15 protein-coding genes are annotated in these 18,876 nt (G+C 57.3%); 5 read left to right on the top strand and 10 right to left on the bottom strand.

Annotated features, from left to right (window positions below; all coding sequences use genetic code 11):
* Positions 1-5: 5 nt before the first annotated feature.
* The 6 genes from HQL44_08925 to HQL44_08900 form a co-directional block, all read right to left on the bottom strand.
* Entirely contained in the window at positions 6-2,249 is a 2,244-nt protein-coding gene (locus HQL44_08925; GenBank protein ID MBF0268703.1) for a DUF262 domain-containing protein, read from the bottom strand.
* Positions 2,250-2,381: 132 nt separating this feature from the next.
* Positions 2,382-5,090 (bottom strand): molybdopterin-dependent oxidoreductase, encoded by a 2,709-nt coding sequence (locus tag HQL44_08920; protein MBF0268702.1) that lies wholly within the window; start codon positions 5,088-5,090, stop codon positions 2,382-2,384.
* A 184-nt stretch (positions 5,091-5,274) separates the two neighbouring features.
* On the bottom strand, positions 5,275-5,487 hold the full coding sequence (locus HQL44_08915) for a hypothetical protein (GenBank protein ID MBF0268701.1): 213 nt from the start codon (positions 5,485-5,487) through the stop codon (positions 5,275-5,277).
* Positions 5,488-5,542: 55 nt separating this feature from the next.
* Positions 5,543-6,562: a response regulator gene (locus HQL44_08910; GenBank protein ID MBF0268700.1), complete on the bottom strand. Its 1,020-nt coding sequence runs from the start codon at positions 6,560-6,562 to the stop codon at positions 5,543-5,545.
* Positions 6,559-9,876: a PAS domain S-box protein gene (locus HQL44_08905; GenBank protein MBF0268699.1), complete on the bottom strand. Its 3,318-nt coding sequence runs from the start codon at positions 9,874-9,876 to the stop codon at positions 6,559-6,561. The genes HQL44_08910 and HQL44_08905 overlap by 4 nt, the downstream gene beginning before the upstream one ends.
* A 3-nt stretch (positions 9,877-9,879) precedes the next feature.
* Positions 9,880-11,019, bottom strand: coding sequence for an FIST C-terminal domain-containing protein (locus tag HQL44_08900; GenBank protein ID MBF0268698.1), 1,140 nt, complete (start codon positions 11,017-11,019; stop codon positions 9,880-9,882).
* A 361-nt stretch (positions 11,020-11,380) separates the two neighbouring features.
* On the opposite strand from HQL44_08900, the gene HQL44_08895 reads away from it, so the two are divergent.
* The 3 genes from HQL44_08895 (at position 11,381) to HQL44_08885 (ending at position 14,895) form a co-directional block, all read left to right on the top strand.
* Positions 11,381-13,033 carry a diguanylate cyclase gene (locus HQL44_08895; protein ID MBF0268697.1) on the top strand — a complete coding sequence of 551 codons (1,653 nt, stop codon included), beginning with the start codon at positions 11,381-11,383 and terminating at the stop codon, positions 13,031-13,033.
* A gap of 341 nt (positions 13,034-13,374) precedes the next feature.
* Positions 13,375-14,007 carry a J domain-containing protein gene (locus HQL44_08890; protein MBF0268696.1) on the top strand — a complete coding sequence of 211 codons (633 nt, stop codon included), beginning with the start codon at positions 13,375-13,377 and terminating at the stop codon, positions 14,005-14,007.
* A gap of 21 nt (positions 14,008-14,028) precedes the next feature.
* Positions 14,029-14,895: a M48 family metallopeptidase gene (locus HQL44_08885; protein ID MBF0268695.1), complete on the top strand. Its 867-nt coding sequence runs from the start codon at positions 14,029-14,031 to the stop codon at positions 14,893-14,895.
* Between the two features lie 143 nt (positions 14,896-15,038).
* Here HQL44_08885 and HQL44_08880 read toward each other — a convergent pair whose 3' ends face one another.
* Positions 15,039-15,314 carry a hypothetical protein gene (locus HQL44_08880; protein ID MBF0268694.1) on the bottom strand — a complete coding sequence of 92 codons (276 nt, stop codon included), beginning with the start codon at positions 15,312-15,314 and terminating at the stop codon, positions 15,039-15,041.
* A 151-nt stretch (positions 15,315-15,465) separates the two neighbouring features.
* Between HQL44_08880 and HQL44_08875 the strand changes: the two genes are divergently transcribed.
* Together HQL44_08875 and HQL44_08870 are read left to right on the top strand one after the other, a co-directional pair.
* A complete protein-coding gene (locus tag HQL44_08875) occupies positions 15,466-16,425 on the top strand; it encodes a response regulator (GenBank protein ID MBF0268693.1) in 960 nt (319 codons plus the stop codon).
* 97 nt (positions 16,426-16,522) lie between these two features.
* Entirely contained in the window at positions 16,523-16,858 is a 336-nt protein-coding gene (locus HQL44_08870) for a TusE/DsrC/DsvC family sulfur relay protein (protein ID MBF0268692.1), read from the top strand.
* 9 nt (positions 16,859-16,867) lie between these two features.
* On the opposite strand, the gene HQL44_08865 is transcribed toward HQL44_08870, so the two are convergent.
* The 3 genes from HQL44_08865 to HQL44_08855 all read right to left on the bottom strand — a co-directional run bounded on the left by HQL44_08865 (position 16,868) and on the right by HQL44_08855 (position 18,609).
* Positions 16,868-17,641, bottom strand: coding sequence for an enoyl-CoA hydratase/isomerase family protein (locus tag HQL44_08865; GenBank protein ID MBF0268691.1), 774 nt, complete (start codon positions 17,639-17,641; stop codon positions 16,868-16,870).
* Between the two features lie 87 nt (positions 17,642-17,728).
* On the bottom strand, positions 17,729-18,022 hold the full coding sequence (locus HQL44_08860) for a transposase (protein MBF0268690.1): 294 nt from the start codon (positions 18,020-18,022) through the stop codon (positions 17,729-17,731).
* A 368-nt stretch (positions 18,023-18,390) separates the two neighbouring features.
* Positions 18,391-18,609: a hypothetical protein gene (locus HQL44_08855; GenBank protein MBF0268689.1), complete on the bottom strand. Its 219-nt coding sequence runs from the start codon at positions 18,607-18,609 to the stop codon at positions 18,391-18,393.
* Between the last annotated feature and the right edge of the window lie 267 nt (positions 18,610-18,876).

The raw sequence follows: 18,876 nt of genomic DNA, 5'->3' as shown, positions 1-18,876 counted from the left end.
AGTCTTTAGAACCTGTTCTTTATATACTCCTGGGTTTGGCTAGCTGACAATTCAGCTGTAGCCGCTGAGTTCCGCACAAAAAACCTCTCCTGCGCTCCATCTTTTACGAAAATAGGGGCTCTACCTGGCCTACATTCAACCACCAGCACCCTTGCTCCCTCATAGTCGTCAAATCGAGGATGGATAAACATTGAGTGCTGAGGGCCAATTCTGTCATTCAACAGATTAACAAGATGCAGTGCCATTTTATCTTCGTTTGGAAAACCATCAACTTCTATACCTACTGGTGAGCCTTCATCACTCACCCCCACGACCAAAGTGCCCCCATTACCGTTGACGAAAGCCGCAATTGTTTTGAGAACAGCAAGCTCCATCCGGGCATCTTTTTCTCCCGTATGAAGATTAACCCTGAGAGTCGACTTAAACTCCGTCGTTCCGCTTTCTCCTTCGGCTATGATCTCGTCAAGGGGAAGTGCTTGCGTCTTCTCAGCCGTGGCGTCACCAGACAATACGTCATAGGCCTCACAGATAATCCGCGCCATGCTTTCTCTGCGTTTTCGCAAGAACTCGCCATAGTTCATACTTTCCCAACCGAATGGCAAAGCATGCCAGTGCATCATCCGATCCAGCGTTGGATGAGCAAATCTTGTTGAGAGAAGAGGCACATATTCTTTTGGTGGCAGATCAGAAATCTTCAGGTTGTCCCCCCACTCAATTAGGGTAAAGTTAGCAATCTGATTAATCTCTCGCATGTCAGTGATATTTTGCGACTGAAGGTACGCCTTCGGAAACAAATGATGACGCTCGAGGGGAGAGCGGTAGGCGATGGCTGAGGGGTCCATCAAGTCTGGAACAGTGTGGTCCGAAAACAAAACTCGAGCATTTAAAACATTCAGTGAAGCAAAATAAGCAAACATCGAAGGGCTACGAGCGGCCGCAGTTGCCAGTTCCATGGGCAAGGTGATAGCCCAAAAGTCAGCGGTTAACACCGACGCACACACGCCTCGTAACGTATTGATGAACTCGGAAGCATCAACGATAGGCCGGAGACGCGCTATGTCAAATTCCATTTGAGATTCTGGGGAACTAGTATACCGCCCAGTCAAACAGGACATGAAGAGCCACTGGGAGATAACGCGCCTCAGTTCATGTTCGTCAACTTTGAATTCAGTTCGTCCGATCAGATATAACATGTAGGCGAAGATCAACACTGTCTGTGAGCTTATTATCTGCTCGCTTCTGTAGCCCGCCCTAATTAGGCATTTCATAAAATCGTGCCAGTACTGCAGATTTAACACTCTTTTCTGTGCGTCTTTGAGCAGATTGAACTGCTGTTCCCGCCTTGTGTCACTTGTGATTCCTGTTTCTAAGTCCTTGCCCCGAAGGATTGAATAGACATTAGCTAGTCTCGCCCGCCTAAACGCGACACCAATTGAAACCCTAAGCAACTGGTCAGGGTCCGGACGAAAGAAGTAATTGAATGGGGTCGCTTTGCTGATTTCGGGCTGACGAGCCGCCTGACAGAACTTTTCTAATTCGCTTCTTCCTTCATCCCAGAAAACAGACATTAGCGTCAGAATAAAGTCCGACTGATTTAGCTTCTTACCCTTGCTGTTGATACGCACAAAAATTTCTGACACTTCTTCTTCTGATGCAGTTGCTGACAGCTGAAGAACGGTAAACGGAAAACTAAGAAGATTTCTTAGTCTGCTAATAGAGTTTCTAAGTTTCTTAATTTCTTCAGGAAGCAAATGGCGAACGGATCTCAGTCCCGCAAGATATGAGTCCGCAATTTCGAAAAGGTCAGCATCCTTTGACCAAAATATGGAGATATTAGAAATATAAGCCTTATCTTGGCGCGTTGCCGCATCAGCCACCTCGAAGCATTCTTCCAGTGGGTTGAAAGCAATTTCTATCGTCTCTGCCTGATAGTTTTCACGAATAACCTTCACACCCTTGATCACGGCATAAAGGGAAGTTAGACGTTGCTGCCCATCAACGATCAACTTACTTGGAACCATTTGGCTTGAGTTTGTGCCGATGGTTCTTGCCCCACCCTGCACCCCCGTTTCCCAGAACAAAAAATAGCCAACCGGAAACCCCCGATACATTGAATCGAAGAGGTCTCTTACGCTGGTGTTTTTCCAAACGAACGGTCTTTGAATATCTGGAAGGCCAACGTCGCCTAATTCAATGGCGTCCATTAGCGTTCCTAAAGTAAAATCTATTTTGCTGAAGATCGTATCCATCGTCCCCCTCCCTAGAATGCAGCAAATGCTAAGGGACTGATGGTTGTCAGTAAACGCTTAAGTTGATATCTGGCTAGAAAAGCACCACGTGCCTGCTAACATCATTTCACTGTGCCTAGTCTCGGCTCCTACCTACACCTTCCTGATCGCGATCCGGCAGACGTCGGCGCCCGATCCTGTGGCGTCGGTCAGCGCCAACGACATGGGCGCCACGGTATTGATGCTGGGCGCGTTCATGTCCTTGGCGTAGGGCGTGGCCCAGTGGTCGAACTGGCCCACCGTCACCATCACGTCGGGGCGAATGCCCTGCACCGGCATGGCGGCCCCTTTGGTCACGCCGTCCACGCTTGACAGTTCAACGATGTCGCCTTCCGCAATGCCCAGCTTGTCGGCGGTGGCGGCATTCATGATCACGCCGCCGAAGCCGCGCAGATTTTTGGCCACCTCGTGCATCAGCTGGATCGAGACATTGGCCCCCGTGTGATATTGCATGCTCTTGGTGGTTAGCAGCCAGAAGGGATAATCGTCTGGATTGGCGCCGCGTCGCACCAGCTCCTTTTCCCAACGCCCCGGATGATCGTGCCAAGTCGGCAGGGCCTGATATTCCTCAAGCTGCTCTTCCCACCAATGAATGTCATTCTCGTGCAGGCGGCGCTTCAACTGCTCGCCCACGCGCTTCAAGCGCTCCTGATAGGGAAGTTCGAAACGCAGCCCCATCTTTTCCAGCGTCGGCAGCAGATACCAGTCCAACTCGGCGAAGGGTGCGGCCACAAAACCGTTTTCCTTGAACCAGTCAAGGTCGCGAGCCTCGCCGTCAAGACCCGAGCTGGCCGCCTTGCACACGCGGTTCCAGATGTCGTCCACCTCGTGCGGCTGATCGCCTTGCAAGGTGAAATCGAATCCCTCGCCCTTCAAGGGCGCGCCCAGCAGGCCGCGATTGATGGCGGAATGGTATTCGGCCAGCATGCCGGTTCGCTTGGCCAGTTCGGTGGCGATCCAAGTAAAGTCCTTCGACCCGTTCTGCGGCGGCACGGCGGGCTGGCGCAAAATATAGCCCTGATGCTTCCAATATTGTTCGACGAATTTCGAGCCGCCAAAGCGGATCAACTGGGTACCTTCCAGATCGGTCGCCTCGGGCATCAGAATGTCGGCCATCCAGTTCGTTTCATCGACCGTATAGGCGAAGGCGACGACATAGGGCAGCTTGGCCATGGTCGCCGACAGATGGCGCGTATCCCAAAATGAAATGGCGGCATTGCAGCGATAGACGAACCACAGGTCGGGCATGTCGGTGCGCGGCCAATTGTCGGGCGTCTCCTCCATGAACATCCAGGCGAAATGGGTGGGACCCAGCGCCTGGCTCCAAGGAAAATCGCCGACCAGCGGCACCAAGGGCTTGTGCGCGTTGCGCCCGGTGGGCGAAGGCTTCCAATCCTCCTTCGCGGTGCTATTGAAGGCGTAATCCATGAAACCGTCGGGGCCGGGCTTGACGCTTTTAAGGCGGTTGTCATGATTGCGGTGCAAACGCACCGTGGTGCCCAGCGTGCCGCCGGGCACTTCCAAGGCCCCCACCAGCACGGCCAGCATGGTCCTGGCCCAGCAGCACTCGTAAGCGCCCCAGCCATTATTGACCGTCTTGCCCAGCGTGACGGCGACCGGACGATAAGGCACTTTGACGCCGTCGATCTCGACCGTTTCGCCGATGCAGGCATTGTCCAGATATTCGCCCGCGATGCGGCGCATGTTGGCGGCGGGCACGTCGCAGACCTTTTCGGCCCATTCGGGCGAGAAGGCTTTCATATGCTCGGCCAGCATGGTGAAGGCAGTCACGCCTTCGACTTGCGTGAAGCTCTGGCGTTCGTCGTCGGCGCCGATCTCAATGGCCTTGGCCACCGTGAAACGGCCTTCCAGCGCGGGCTTGACGCCGGGCGCGTCATAGGGCTTGGCGCTGTTGCTGGCCATGTCCCACATCAGGGGCTTGCCGCTGTCGGGATCGCGCAGATACCAGCCATTGGGACCGACCAGATAGGGCGAACTGGTGCGGTTGGTCAGAAAGTCGATATCCAGCCTGGCGCGCGTCTCTTCATGCAGCATCACATGGATCAGGGCGAACAAAAAGGCCGGGTCGGTCTTGGGCTTGATGGGCACCCATTCGGCGGCGCAAGCGCCGGTGACCGACAGATGCGGTTCCACCTGCACCTTCTTGGCGCCGCGCACTCTGGCGTCGGCCTGACGGCTGACGGCGCAAGACCCGCCCGACACTTCGACATTGGTGCCGCAGGAAATGATGTAGCGCACGCGCGGCGTATCGGCGGCCACGGTAAAGGCGCGATGCCACAACTCGCCATACAGATGTTCGGAATGCACGCATTTGACGCCCTGGCCCGAGCCGAAACTGAAATCGACCGATCCCCAGGCGCCCAGAAAAGCGTTGAAGCTGCCCATATAGAATCCCGGCGTGCCGCCATGGCCGAAGCTGGCGGCCAGACGCGGCATGCCCGTGGCGTCAACCTTGCCCTTGGCCTTCATCTCGTTCAAACGCGCCGCCACCGTGTCCAGCGCCTCTTCCCACGAAATGGGCACGAAGCCGGGATCTTCGCCGATGCCCTTCTTGGGATTGGTGCGCTTCATGGGCTGCTTGATGCGGTGCGGATTATAGGTTTTCTGCACCAACCCATAGGCCTTCACGCAGGGCTTGCCGCCCGCCGGGTGAATGGCCCCCATCTGGAAATTGGGGGTGATTTCCGTCGCCACGCCATCGACCACGGTCACGTTCAAAGGATCGGGACCGGCCACGCAATTGTAGCAATAGGTGGAGACCGTGCGCACGTCTTGCCCCATCTTGCGGGCCTGGGCGGTGGTGGTGGGCATGACGGTTCCTTCCTTGGCTTCCTGGCCCTGGCGTCCTGGCCAGCGTTTCGTGATACATATATTTTTTATGATCTTATGTGTTCTGTATCACATTTGGACAAAATCGGCAAGGGGATACCAAATTTCAATTTCGTAGGCTGAGAAACCCGAGGCGCTACCCGTTTTCTTCCTCGGCTCTGAGGGCGAATTCGCCGCACCAGTCGTCATAGCGGGTGATCGGCCAGATGCGCCGACGGTCAGTGTCGGTCACCACCGGCGCATGGACGCGGCACATGGCCCACATCCGCGTTCCGTTGTGCGATTCCTGGAAATCCTGCCCGGCATGCAGGGGGGCGCTTCCCCAATAGCGGCAGTTCGAGCAAGACATGGTCGCCTCCCGGTCGGGTTGGTCCGTCCTTGTTTAGTTGAGATTAAATATCTTCCTAACCGAGAAGCGATGCAAGCGATTGCTCGCCCACCGGCTCCTCTGCGAATTCCCGGCGGATTGCCTCAATGGCGTCAACATCGGCAAAAAACAGATCAACGCATCGCGGGTCGAAATGTCGGCCCCGCTCGCCCATCATAAGATCGCGGGCGCGTTCGAAGGACCAGGGTTCCTTGTAGGGGCGGCGCGACGTGAGGGCGTCAAAAACATCCGCCACCGCCACGATGCGCGCACTGATCGGAATGGCGTCGCCCGCCAACCCGTTGGGATAGCCCGTGCCATCGATCTTCTCATGGTGGGCCAAGGCGATTTCCGCCGCCACCTGCACCAAAGGGGAAAGGCTGCCCTTCAGAATTTCGTAACCCAGTTTTGGATGCTGCTTCATGATGGCGAATTCGTCGCTAGACAGCTTTCCCGGTTTCAACAAGATATGGTCTGGAATGCCGATCTTGCCGATGTCGTGCATGGGCGCCGCCAGCAGAATGCGCTCTTGCTCGTCCTCGCTGAATTCCAGTCTGGCCGCGATCAGCCGCGCAAAACGAGCCATCCGCTCGATATGGCTTCCCGTTTCCGGATCGCGATATTCCGCCGTGCGCGACAGGCGGATCACCAAATCCTGGGCCGCCCTGTCCTTCAGCTTTTTCTGACTGGCCCTAAGGGCCAGCAGATTGCGCACCCTGGCCTTCAATTCCGGGGGATCGACGGGCTTGGTGATGAAGTCGCTGGCCCCCAGCTCCAAGGCCTTCTGGCGAACTTCCTTCAGATCGACGGTCGTCACAACCACGATGGGCACTTCAAACAAATGCTCGTCGTCTCGCATTCGCTTGACGAGTTCCAGGCCGGTCATATCGGGCATCATATAGTCGGTCAGCACTAGGTCCGGCTCGTTTGCGGCGCACCAGTCCAAGGCTTCCTGCGCCGACGCCACGGCCACCGGCAGGCACCCATCGATCTTGGCGACCAGCAGTTTCAGCAATTGAAGGTTTGTCGGATTGTCATCGACGATCAACACATTCATGGCGCACCTTTGGGCAACACGATTCCCAGTTTTGACAGTTGTTCCGGAAGGTCCTGCATGGCTTTGCGATAGGACTCGGCTTCGCTTTTGCAGCCAGGAGCGTCATTGGCCTTGGCCGCCGCCTCCAGTTGCACGGCAAGAATGGCCAAAGCCTCAAATCCAAGATTGGCCGCGGCCCCCTTCAGGCTATGCGCCTCGCCAGCGGCGATCTTCAAGTTGGGATTGGACAGGTCTGCTTCAATGACGTTAAGTCTTTGGTTAGAATCATCCAAGAAGGTCACCACTAGATCGCCCATCGCCTCGGCGCCGATCGTCTCCAGAAGATCGCCTAGAAGGGACTGATTGAAAACCGGCGCGTCAACATACTGTTTGTCCGATTGCTGGGCGGAAGCGCTTTGAGGCTCCTGCGTCTTCGACCAGCGGGCGATCGCATCCGACAGTTTCTTGCGGTCGATGGGCTTTGAAAGATAGTCGTTCATGCCAGCGGCCAGGCAGCGCTCGTCATCGCCCCGCATGGCGTTGGCGGTCATGGCGATAATGGGCAAACTCCCACGACCGCCCGACAACTTTCGGATGGCTCCGGTCGCTTCCAACCCATCCATCTCCGGCATCTGCACGTCCATCAGCACCAGATCATACTTGAAGTTGCGCACGGCGTTGACAGCCTCAAGGCCATTCCCGACGACATCGGCTAGGTGCCCCAGCCGTTTGAGCAGGCCCACCGCCACCTGCTGATTCACGGGATTGTCCTCGGCTACCAGTATGCGCAATCCGTGGGTGGCGGCTTCCTCTTCGGCCTTTTCCATGGCCTTGGGATTGGCGTATTCGGTATCGAGCAGCAACCCCAGCAAGCGCGCCACGGTGAAGGTCAGGATCGACTGGCGGATGGGCTTGAGCAAAAAGGCGTTGGACAAGCCCGGCTCGGCATCCACCTCGCCCCGATTGCCCTGCGACGAGGCGATGATGATGGGAATCGCGCCAAGCCTTGCGTGCGATCGCAGCCAGCGCGCCATGTCGATGCCGCTCATGCCCGGCATTTGGACATCCAGCACGATCAGGTCGTAGCGTTTTCCTTCCGCCAGCATCTGTTCCAGATGACCAATGGCTGCGGGCGCGCTTTCCACCGCATTCATGTCCATGCCCTGGGCCTGCAATTGCCGGGCGATAGTTTCGCAATTGACGGAATTGTCGTCGATAACCAGACCCTTCCAGCCGGAAAGGTCCGGCAGCTTGACCGGCGAAGGTCCCACCTTCTCAAGCGGGATTTCGAACCAGAAGGTGCTGCCCTCTCCTGGCGTCGATGAGAAATTGATTTCTCCCCCCATGACTTCCGTCAGGCGACGGCTGATCGCAAGCCCAAGGCCGGTGCCGCCGTAACGTCTGGCCGTCGATGCGTCGACTTGCGAGAACATCGTGAACAGACGTTGGCGCGCCTCCTCCGGAATGCCGATGCCAGTATCGCGCACTTCGAAGCGCACCCAGGCGTGATGGGCGTCGATGGAACGGCCTCGCACCTCAATCGACACTGCGCCTTGAGACGTGAACTTAATGGCGTTTCCAAGAAGATTCATCAGGATCTGGCGTATGCGGCCAGGATCACCGCGCACGATCAGATGCAGCGACGGATCGATGAAGTTGGCAACCTCGACCCCCTTGCCGTGCGCCCGCGGCGCCAGAATCTCGACCACACTTTCAACCAAGGTGACCAGATCGAATTCCGTATTCTCAAGCTCGAGACGGTCAGCCTCCATCTTGGAAAAATCCAGAATGTCGTTGATGACGGTCAGCAGGGCTTCCGACGATTCGCGAATGGTCACGGCGAAATGTCGCTGTTCCTCGTCCAAGCTCGTGTCAAGAAGCAAACCCGTCATGCCGATCACGCCGTTCATGGGGGTTCTGATTTCATGGCTCATGGTGGCCAGGAATTCGCTTTTCGCCCGATCCCCGGCTTCGGCGGCGTCCTTGGCTTCGCGCAATTTGCGCTCCACCTCAAGCTCCTCGGTCACGTCGGCATGCACACCGACCACGCCGCCATCCGGCGTGCGCCGCTCGATCGAACGGACCCAGCGCCCGCCTGCCAAAGGCTGAAGCAAAGGCTCGGACCAGGGATTGAGATGGCGCTCGACCCTGGCCGCCAGCATATCCTGCCCGCTTTGATCTCCCAAATCATATTGGCCGCGTTCGATAGCCGCGCCGATCAACTCGGGAAAAAGAACGCCGGGCCTTGCCAGATCGGAAATTAGCGGGAACAGCTCGCGATAGCGATCATTGCAGATCACCAGCCGATCCTCGGCGTCATACAACACGAACCCGTCGGCAATGCTCGAAATCGCCGTCACCAAACGATCTTCCAGCGTCTTCAATTGCCTGCTGGCCGCCAACTCGTCGGTAATGTCGGTTGCCGTTCCGCGGTAACCCTGAAAAGCGCCATCGGAGGCGAAGACCGGCTTGCCATTGACGCGCAACGTTCTGACAAGCCCGTCCGACTGCACGAAACGGTAAACGAAATCACGAAAGGCGCGCCTTGCCTCCAGATCCTTGCGGTGCTGGCTGACCAATGCCGGATCATTGTCGGCAGCCATTTTTTCAAAGCGCGTTCTGCCAAGGCTTTCGTCAGGCTTGAAAGCTCCATCCTTCTCGAAATTGCCGATGAAGTTGGTAAAGCGATGCTGAGCGTCGGTCTCCCAGAACCAGTCCGACGACGCCTCGGCGAAATCCTTGAACCGCATCTCGCTTTCGCGAACTTCCCGCTCAACCTTTTTTCGGTCAGTAATATCGCGAATGATGCCCACGAACTGCGCAACGCCTGCCGGGCGCAAATCGCCAACCGCCAGATCGATGGGAAACAGTTCTCCATTCTTGCGGCGGGCCATTTCCTCGCGCCCGCGCCCGATCACGCGTCTTTGACCGGTCTCCTTGTAGTGTTCGACATAGTGATCGTGTTTTGAGGCGTCCTTGGGCGCCATCAGAACCGTCATCGGTTGACCGACCAGTTCATCGCGTTCATAGCCGAACATGGTCTCGATCGACTTGTTCACGTCAATGACGATTCCCCGCAGGTCGCTGATCACCACCCCATCGCCAACGGTTTCCAGAATCGCCTTCAGATGCGCCTCGGCCTGCTCCTTGGAGCGCCGGTTGGCATCTTGAAGTTCGTCTTCCATCAGCCTGGACGCCCGTTCGCCCAGGCTGCGCTCGCGGTCGTACGTCTCATAAGTCTGACTGACGACCGCCAGCAGATCATCCTGATCAGGTCCCCGGTTTGGAGACTGTTTTCTTAACCGCTCGACCTGACGGGTGAGAAGTTTATGCATGGGCTAACCGTTTTCCGAAATCACCGTGATGGTCATGGTCTGATTGTGCAATTCGCATTTGCCCGTAAATCCGTGCGGCGAGATTTCGCCATACGAGTAGAATCCGGTCAGGCGGGCCTTGGGGCCCAGAACGGGCGCCACTGCCTCGACCTCTTCCACAATGCGCTGGTCAAGCAGCAGCTTGCGCCCGATGCAGCTGATCAGAATGGCAAGCCTTGACTCCTCTTCGCCACCGCCGCCCGCCTGCTCGGCCGCCTTTTGGGCGCCCTCGACCAAATGGTCGAAATTGCCACGCATCAACTGGGCGACATAGCCCTGTGGAACGTCGCCCGCGAAAATCATGGCCTTCCTGGTTTCGTCGATACCCACCACAGTGCGCACGACGTCGCCCTTGTCCTCGGCTCCCGAGCGCACGGACAACGGAAACAGCAAAGCGCTGGCGGGAAGCCGTTGGGCTTCATCGCCCAGGTAGCGCTTATAGAGATCCAACGCCGGTTCGCTATCGAGTTCGTAAAGGATATTTCCTTCCGATTTGGTGATGATGCGCTCGGGTCCGAAACGGTCCCAGCCGCCGAAGCTGCCATGGCGGATGGAAATATCGCCAAAGAAGCCGATGGCGGCCAGCATGCCCTCGGCGGGAGCGGCGTCGCAACCAACCAGCGTTTGCTTGAAATCGGCTCCGTCGCCAGCCAGGCCGCCCGTGATGATCGCGTTCTCGCCCACCACGTCTCGGATGCCGGTCACTAGATCGCTGCCATTCACCTTGGTGCCGTCAGACAGCACGAAGATGGCTTTTAAATCATCGGCCTTCAGGCGCGTCGCCAAGGCGCGACCGGCAACGCGCGAATTCTCGCCTTCCGTCAAGGCATGGCTGGCCACTCGGATTTGTCCTTTTTCGAACTTGGCAACGGATACGGCGATGGTGCCGTCCAGCACGTCCTCGCCCAGAATTTCGCCGCCGGTCGTGCAGCCGACCAAATGCGCCCCAGGAAAAGCCGCCTGCAGATCCTTGAAGCGCTTGCCGTCATTCATCAGCCCAGGTGCTGCAAAATATAGAGCCAACTGAGGATCTTGAACCGCCGGTTCCTTGTCGACTTCGGACAGTCCCTTGTCGGGCGTCCACAGATATTGCTTCAGCTTCATTCTTGCCTCCCTCAACTGATTGCTGTGATCAAACTTAGTTGATTTGCCCTGACTTGGCAAAGACAAGGGGAGCAGGTTGATTTTAATATACTTCCAAATCGGTAAATATCAGAAAATCATTTTCCTTGGCGCGGCGGACGGAACATCCGCCATTTCTTGGGTTGCAGATGATCGAAACGTTAGTTCTTTTTCATGGGAATAAATCTGTTACATTTTTTGCGGGTAGGTGAGCATGACAAATCAGCGTTTCGATCCTCTTCGCCTTGCCCCCATTGACCCCACAAAGCCGTTTGAATTGGCGCCAGGGGTTTGGTGGGTAGGCAGCCATCAGAGTGGTGACAGTTTTCAGTGCCATGCATATTTGATCGTCGACGGGGATCAAAGCATCCTGATCGATCCGGGCGGGCGCAGAACTTGGACAGAGGTTTACAACAAGGTCCGCCAGGTCGTTCCCTTCGAGCACATCCGCTACTTCATCTGCCAGCATCAGGACCCGGACATCACGGCCTCGCTGGTCGAGATTGATCCGCTGGTCTCACGCGACGACGCTTGCATCGTGACGCATTGGCGCGCCCAGATGCTGATGAAGGAATATGGCCTTAAGCTGCCGTTCTTGTGCGTTGAGAGGAATGACTGGTGCTTAAGCGCGCTTGAACGCAAGATGAAATTCGTCTTTACCCCCTATGCCCATTTTCCAGGCGCCTTTTGCACCTTCGACGAAATCAGCGGCATTCTTTTCTCCAGCGACCTGTTTGGCGGCTTCACCGATGGCTTCAAGCTGTTCGCCGAAGATGAATCCTATTTCGAGGCCATTCGGCCCTTTCATGAACATTACATCCCCAGCAATGAAGTCCTGGTGCATGCCGTCGAGAAAGTCCGCAAACTCCCGCTGGCGCTGATCGCGCCGCAGCATGGATGCCTGATCCCCGGCCATCTTGCCCCTTATATCTTCGACCGGCTGACCGCCCTGGACTGCGGGTTGTTTCTTCTGGCGCATGGCAGTGCCGACATTCACCGCCTGACGGCGCTAAGCAAGACCTTGCGCGAATTCACCCGCGCCATGGTTCTGTACCGCGATTTCACCGAAATCGTCGAAGCGGCACGCCCCCTGATTCGCCGTCTGCTGCCCCTGAAAGAACTGTCCTTTCTGGCCTTCGACGACAACGGAACGATGGTGGCCCTGACGCCGGAAAACCGCTATCACAGCCAACCGGCCGAACTGCCGCCCGACAGTCTTGAAGCCTTGCTGCCGGCGGCGCAGGCGACAGCCGGTTCCGCTACCTTTCTCAATTTCAGATTTGAGGCTGAACAGGACCAGGAACCGACCCTGGCCGTTCCCCTGGATACCGGCAACAAGGGCAGCAGCAGCGCCTTGGCCTTACTGACCTTGCAAGAAGAGGTCGATCTTTCCGACGAGGCGCAATCCTTGCTGATGCATCTAAGCCAGCCGCTGCAGGTGGCCATCGAACGCGAGATGATGCTGCGCAATCTGGACCAACAGCGCGAACAGATTTATCAAAGATCGATCCGCGATCCGCTGACCGGCCTGTTCAATCGCAATTACATGCAAGACATGGTGCAGCGCCTGATCAGCCTGAACGACCGCAATCCGGAAGCCAAGGTGGCGGCAGCCGTCATGGATGTCGATCACTTCAAGTCGATCAATGATCGCTTTGGCCACAACAAGGGCGACGCCGTTCTGAAGCAGGTAGCCAAAGCCGTGATGGACACGATCCGCGAGGGCGACTTGGCCGTGCGCATGGGGGGCGAGGAATTCGCCATCTTCTCATCGGGGCCAACCTGCGATGGCATCGGCGGCTTGGCCGAACGCCTGCGCAAAGCGGTAGAGAGTCTGGACTTTTCGCAGGTCCAGCCGGGCCTGCAGGTAACCGCCAGCCTGGGCATCGCCCTGCGCCAACCAAGTGAAACCCTGCATGACCTGATCGGACGGGCCGACGAAGCCCTCTATCTGGCCAAGAAGGAAGGACGCAACCGCATTTGCGGTCAAGTCTAGCTTCTTTCCTTTCGCCCTCGGATCATTACCGAAACGTGACAAATGCGACCGCAATCCTACAACATCAAGCGCAGTTATGATTTTAAGGAATAGGTTCCACTTTGAATGACCGCAGATGTAGTTAGAATGCCTTCGGGGGATAACAAGGGTTTGTAAGTTCCAAGGCCGCTTTTCGATTTTGACCGGAGAAACTGCCCAGCATGAGCGACGTTACGTCCGATTCCGGCCACCCCGATCTTCCGGCACAGGATCAAGAGCCATCCGAACCCCAAGCCGAGTCGAAAACTGCTCACCACAAGCATTCTTACACGGTCACCTGTTCCAGCGTCTTTCGCGACGCCGTGGACGCCATGGCCGCCAGCCGCAGGGTCAATGTCGGCGACCTAGCCCGCTCGGTCATGCTGGTGGTGCCTTCTGAAACCATCGAGGCGCAGATCGATCCCGGCGAGCCGCCGCCCGGCGACCGCGAGACGATCATCTTGAAATCAGGCCCCGCCGAAGGCAGGCCCTGGCGGCGCAAGCCGCGCCTGCAGGTGCGCATGACGCCCGGCTTTTCCATCCCCTTCATCAGGAAGGCGCTGGCCCTGGCCCTGTCGATGGGCAGGGGCGAATTGGCCATTCGGGTCGATGACGGCAAGGAAAAGGCCAAAGTGGCGCCGCCGCCGCCGCCAACGCCCGAACCGCCGCCCGGCCCCGACCCAGCCGAACTGGCGCGCCATATCGAGGAAGTTGAACGTCTGCGCGCCGTCATCAATACCCTGTCCTTCGACCCTTTGCCGCAAGGCGTCCAAACCCGCGAGGAAGCGCTGCATATTCTGGGCTTCCCGCCCAGCGCCAGACCGGACGAGCGCTTGCTGCGCGCCAAATTTCGCATGTTGGCCACCATTCACCACCCCGACAGCAGCCATGGCAGCCACCAGCGCATGAGCCAGTTGAACGCCGCCATTGATCTTTTAAGACGCGGCGCCGCCTAACCGAAAGACAGGAGAGCCTAGATGAATCGCAGAGCCTTGCTTGCCGGATTGGCCGCCACCGGCGCCGCCCTGTCCCTGCCCGCCCAGGCCCAGTTCAGTATGGACAAATTGATGCAAGGGGCCGCCAAGGTCGGCGGCGCCTTCATGGCCAGCGAGGGCGACGAGGTTCAACTGGGCGAGAATTACTACCAGCCATTGGTGCAAAAATCCGGCGGTGCCTATCCCGACCGCAACGCCCAGGAGGCTTTGAAACGTTTCGCAGCCCCCCTGCTAGCCAGCGCGGACCGCAAAAGCCTGCCTTGGGAAGTCACACTGATCGACAGTGATCAGGTGAACGCATGGGCGCTTCCCGGCGGCAAGCTGGCAATCAATTCGGCGCTGGTGAAAAATTGCTCGACCCCCGACGAGCTGGCCTCGGTCATCGCCCACGAGGTCGGCCATGCCGACAAGGGCCACAGCCTGTCCCAGATCCGCAACGAAGCCTTGCTGACCACGGTGGGCGGGCTGGGCAAGGACGCCGTCGCCAGTTGGCTGGGCGGCAGCGCCCTGACCGCCCAGGTCATGTCGGCGATCGAAGCGCCGTTGTACAACTTGGTCCTCAACGGCTATTCGCGCACCAACGAATTCGAGGCCGACCAACATATCTTGTCCATCTTCGGCCGCACCGGCTATGACCCAACCAAGGCCGACGACTTCTTCCATACTTTGATGCGCATCTACCCGCAATCGGCCTCCGAAACCACCTCGCTGTTCTCGACCCATCCGGGAACCAAGGAACGCATCAGCAAGATCGAGGCCGCCGCCAAGCGCGCCGCCAAACCGTCCACGCGTCCTGCCGCGCCCGGTTGGGCCGAACTGAAAAGCATCCTGCCCACCCCCAAGTCGTAAGCGAAAAAGAAAAGGCGGCGTAGAGCCAAAACGATCCCGCAACTTTGGACTCTACGCCGCCCAGCAGAAGACGGAGGGAGGGGTTTTCAGGGGGAAATTCCCGCCGCCATTCCGCTGTCTTGCCGGTCACCTCTTCCCTAAGCTCAATAGACGTGCCGGGTTAACGATCCCGGACTGTTGTCGATGCGTATTCTTGCCGTTTGCATGTCCCAGCCCGGATGCAAGACGGCCATGTTCCAAGGAGACAAGGATTCTACCGTCACCAGAAACGGCTGCGCCGGGAAATCGGGGCCGACGCCATTGCGCAAGAGAGGCCATGACCTAGGCAAACCGCTCATGCGGGGAAGCCGCCAAGCCGCCAGCATTCGAGCCAACCGGCCAAACAACGATTTCCACAGCGGATTGATATGCAAGCCCATGACCATCTCCTGTTCTTTTTGAATTCCCTTGCTTCTTGAAGGCTATTTTGTCCCTGGATTATCCGAACCGATATCCTCATTTGGAGAGGGGTACGGCTTGCCGGACAAAGAAAGCTGTGCCTAAAGTTAACGACTGAAAACTGGAGGCCGCATGGAACGGGGCAAGCCCAAGATCTTGTTCGTGGACGACGAAGCTGCCTTGCTGGATGCCATCCATCGCAGCCTGAGGGGTTTTGCCGCTTCCTGGGACATGACCTTCATGACAAGCCCGGCGGAAGCCCTGGCTGCCGCCAGGAACGGCCAGTTCGACGTCATCGTCTCCGACCTGCGCATGCCCGGCATGGATGGGCTGGAAATGTTGAAAACCCTGCGCGACGCGGGCGTTCAGTCGCAGGCCATCATCCTGACCGGCACGGGCGACATGGCCCAGGCGGTGCAAGCCATCAACACCATCCGGATTTTCCGCTTCTACACCAAGCCCTGCCCCTCATCGGCGCTGGCTTCTGGCATCGAAGACGCCATCGCCTTTGCCAAGCCGCAAGACAATGCCGGGCAATTCGCCCAAACCGCTTTGGATGCCCTGCCGCTGGCCGCTCTGGCCGTCGATCAGGCTGGAAGGGTGCTGTTCTCCAACCGAATGGGCGGCGAATTCCTGGCCGAAAAATCGCCTTTGCTGTTGGACGCCAACGAAATCTGCCGCGCCATGACGCCGGGCGAAACCATGGCCCTGCATCAAACCATCGCCAGCGTGGCGCGCGGCGGCTTGCCCATGGTGCTCGCACTTACCGGCAAGAATGACGAACGCTATTCGGTGCTGGTGGAGGCCCCGGCGGCCAGCGACATGGAGAATGCCGCCATTTTGTTCGTGCGGGCGCTGGATGGGCAGAGTGCGCCCAGCATCGGCGCGCTCAAACAACTGTTCGGGCTAAGCCCCACCGAAGCCAAGCTGGCGCAGGAACTGGCCAAGGGCCAGGATGTCAAGGATGCCGCCGAGGCGATGGGCGTTACCGTCAATACGGCGCGCACCTATCTGCGCACCATTTTCCAGAAAACCGGGGTCAACCGCCAGTCCGAGCTGATGCGCCTGCTGATCAACGCCACCGGCGGATAATGCCCCCTCCCCTTTTTCTTCCAACCCGCATTGACGGCGGACAAGTCCGAGACCATATTCATATTCAGGTTAACTAATGTAATGGCGGGAGGGGTTAATGCCGGAATTGAACGTGGGCGGACGCAGCATCGGCGTCAGCGAAGCGGGCTGGATGGACGACATCAAGGAATGGGACGAGGAGATCGCCAAGGCGATCGCCGAACGCGAGGGCGTGGAGCTGACGCCCGATCATTGGGATGTGATCCGCGAAAGCCGCGCCTATTTCGACGAATACGGCACGGTGGCCGAACAGCGCGTCTTCATGAAGTTGATGAAGGAAAAATTCGGCGCCGACAAGGCCAGCCAGCAATATCTGTATCAGCTTTTCCCGCACGGTCTTTTGAAGCAAGGCAACAAGATCGCTGGCCTGCCCAGGCCCAAAGGTTGCAGCTGACAATCCGGCCTATTCGCCCTTGAAGCGAGGCGGGCGTTTTTCCGCCTTCGCCAACAGCGCCTCTTTCCAATCCGGCCCCGCCAGACATTGGGCCATGGCGTCGGCTTCGCAGACCAGAACGTCTTCGAAGCCAAGAATCTCGGCATTGTTCAATTGCGTTCTGGCTAGGCGCATCGACAAGGGCGATTGGCCCGCCAAATGACGGGCGAACTCGAGCACGCCCGCCTCGAAACCATCTTCGGGGAAACAGCGGTTGGCTAGGCCGATGCGCAGGGCTTCGCCCCCATCGATCATTTCCCCCAGAAAAACCAACTCGCGCGCTTTGGCCAAGCCGACCAGACGCGGCAGAATTTGCGTTGCACCACCGCCCAGGAAATTGCCCAGCCCCACTTCAGGCAAACCGAAACGCGCCGTCTCGGACATCAAGATGAAATCGCAGCCCAGGGCCAGTTCAGCCCCCGCCCCCAACGCATAGCCGTGAACCGCCGCCACAAGGGGTTTTGGCGATGCCGCCAGTTTGCGGGCCAAATCCTGTTCGGCCTGGATCAAATCCGCCCCTGCACCGGCATGGCCCGCAATGTCGTTCAAATCGGCGCCCGCACAGAATGAACGCCCAGCGCCCGTGATCATGATTGCCCGTACGCCCTTGTCGGCAACCGCCGCATCGAGCGCCAATTCCAACTCGGCATAGCATTTCAAGGATAAGGCGTTCAGACAGTGCGGACGGTTCAGACGAATTTCGCCAATCTCGTCCCTTGCCTCGCAGATCAGCGTTTCATACATGGCCCTGGCTTGTGCTCGCTGGATTCCCACGTCAAGTGCAACTCTGGATGATACCGGTGTTGCACTTCAAATGAGAAAAAATGGAAATCACTCTGACCCCAATTTCGCGCTGGCCAGTCGTTCGGCAATCTCATCCAGGGTGATATCGGGCATCTCATCGACCAAGCCAAAGATGAACCTCTCGTGGGCGTCAAGCTTCGAGCCCTTGGGCTGTCCCTGCTTGCGTGCCGCCGTCTCGCCGTGGTCCCGGTAGCGCCGGAACCAATGTCCCGCCGTCGAAATCCCAACCCCAAACCGGGCCGCCGCTTGGCGCGTTGAGCTGCCGTCCAAAACCGTCCGCAAAACGCGTTCACGAAGATCGATGCTGAAACTGTGTGACATTCCCGCCTCCTTGCCATAACCGACAAAAAGACTGAATCACGACCGCATTACCAACCCCTTAACGACTCAGCTTTCGCTAAACCTGCTCTAGGTCATTCGTATAATTAATCAAATCAGAACACGGTTCGCTTTCGGCTTTTATTTCTGGAGCGACCCACTCAATCCTATTTTCGCTTGCAAGCATTACAATCGCATCCAAAACCAACTGCTCTATCCCCATGTATGCGTGAGGATTTACTGAAGTAAAGTTAGCTTTCTGGCTGCTTTCGTCCCCCCTTTGCTCAAACTCCTCCAGAATTTCCCTGTAGGATGCTAATCTGCCGTCGGACAAATAGCTTATTAAATACAAAGCTCCTCTAAGTATTCCCCTAGTTTTCTATGTGATCCTCGAAGGTGTCTAGACCTTCATTTAATTTTTTCCAGCAGAATGCCAACGAGAAAAATGCCGCAGCCTCAATAATCAAATAGTAATCTGTACTGACGTTTCCAAGCATCTTGCCAAGAACAACATCTAGCAAATATAAAAGAGCAAGACACGCAAGTACAAAAACAATACTTATAATGTTTTTTTCCTTTTTTGTTACCATACCCCATTCTCCTTGCTTTTAGCAGAAAGACGTGAGCAACAGCACAACTATCCATCGCACGCCTCACCGCAGCGGTGTCAACACCAGCGGCACTGAATGACTACTAAGCCAGATATTGTATCCAGATAAATGTTGAAAGTGCTCAAAAAAATTTGTGCGCGGCAGGTCCGATGGACCGACACCCGCGATTTCAAATCCGCCCCCCCCGGCACCCCCACCCGGTCTTTTGGGCCAGAATTTTGGTGCCTACAGCGGTGCCTATCCGGA

The organism is Alphaproteobacteria bacterium, assembly GCA_015231795.1.
Lineage (GTDB): Bacteria > Pseudomonadota > Alphaproteobacteria > Rhodospirillales > WMHbin7 > WMHbin7.
This window is presented reverse-complemented; position numbering and strand designations above follow the sequence as displayed.

Bases quoted from the DNA above. Each gene is read 5' to 3' on its own strand.
- HQL44_08860 (MBF0268690.1), bottom strand. From the start codon at position 18,022: ATGTCACACAGTTTCAGCATCGATCTTCGTGAACGCGTTTTGCGGACG.
- HQL44_08905 (MBF0268699.1), bottom strand. From the start codon at position 9,876: ATGCATAAACTTCTCACCCGTCAGGTCGAGCGGTTAAGAAAACAGTCT.
- HQL44_08875 (MBF0268693.1), top strand. From the start codon at position 15,466: ATGGAACGGGGCAAGCCCAAGATCTTGTTCGTGGACGACGAAGCTGCC.
- HQL44_08900 (MBF0268698.1), bottom strand. From the start codon at position 11,019: ATGAAGCTGAAGCAATATCTGTGGACGCCCGACAAGGGACTGTCCGAA.
- HQL44_08865 (MBF0268691.1), bottom strand. From the start codon at position 17,641: ATGTATGAAACGCTGATCTGCGAGGCAAGGGACGAGATTGGCGAAATT.
- HQL44_08855 (MBF0268689.1), bottom strand. From the start codon at position 18,609: ATGGTAACAAAAAAGGAAAAAAACATTATAAGTATTGTTTTTGTACTT.
- HQL44_08910 (MBF0268700.1), bottom strand. From the start codon at position 6,562: ATGAATGTGTTGATCGTCGATGACAATCCGACAAACCTTCAATTGCTG.
- HQL44_08915 (MBF0268701.1), bottom strand. From the start codon at position 5,487: ATGTCTTGCTCGAACTGCCGCTATTGGGGAAGCGCCCCCCTGCATGCC.
- HQL44_08920 (MBF0268702.1), bottom strand. From the start codon at position 5,090: ATGGGGCAAGACGTGCGCACGGTCTCCACCTATTGCTACAATTGCGTG.
- HQL44_08925 (MBF0268703.1), bottom strand. From the start codon at position 2,249: ATGGATACGATCTTCAGCAAAATAGATTTTACTTTAGGAACGCTAATG.
- HQL44_08880 (MBF0268694.1), bottom strand. From the start codon at position 15,314: ATGGGCTTGCATATCAATCCGCTGTGGAAATCGTTGTTTGGCCGGTTG.
- HQL44_08870 (MBF0268692.1), top strand. From the start codon at position 16,523: ATGCCGGAATTGAACGTGGGCGGACGCAGCATCGGCGTCAGCGAAGCG.
- HQL44_08885 (MBF0268695.1), top strand. From the start codon at position 14,029: ATGAATCGCAGAGCCTTGCTTGCCGGATTGGCCGCCACCGGCGCCGCC.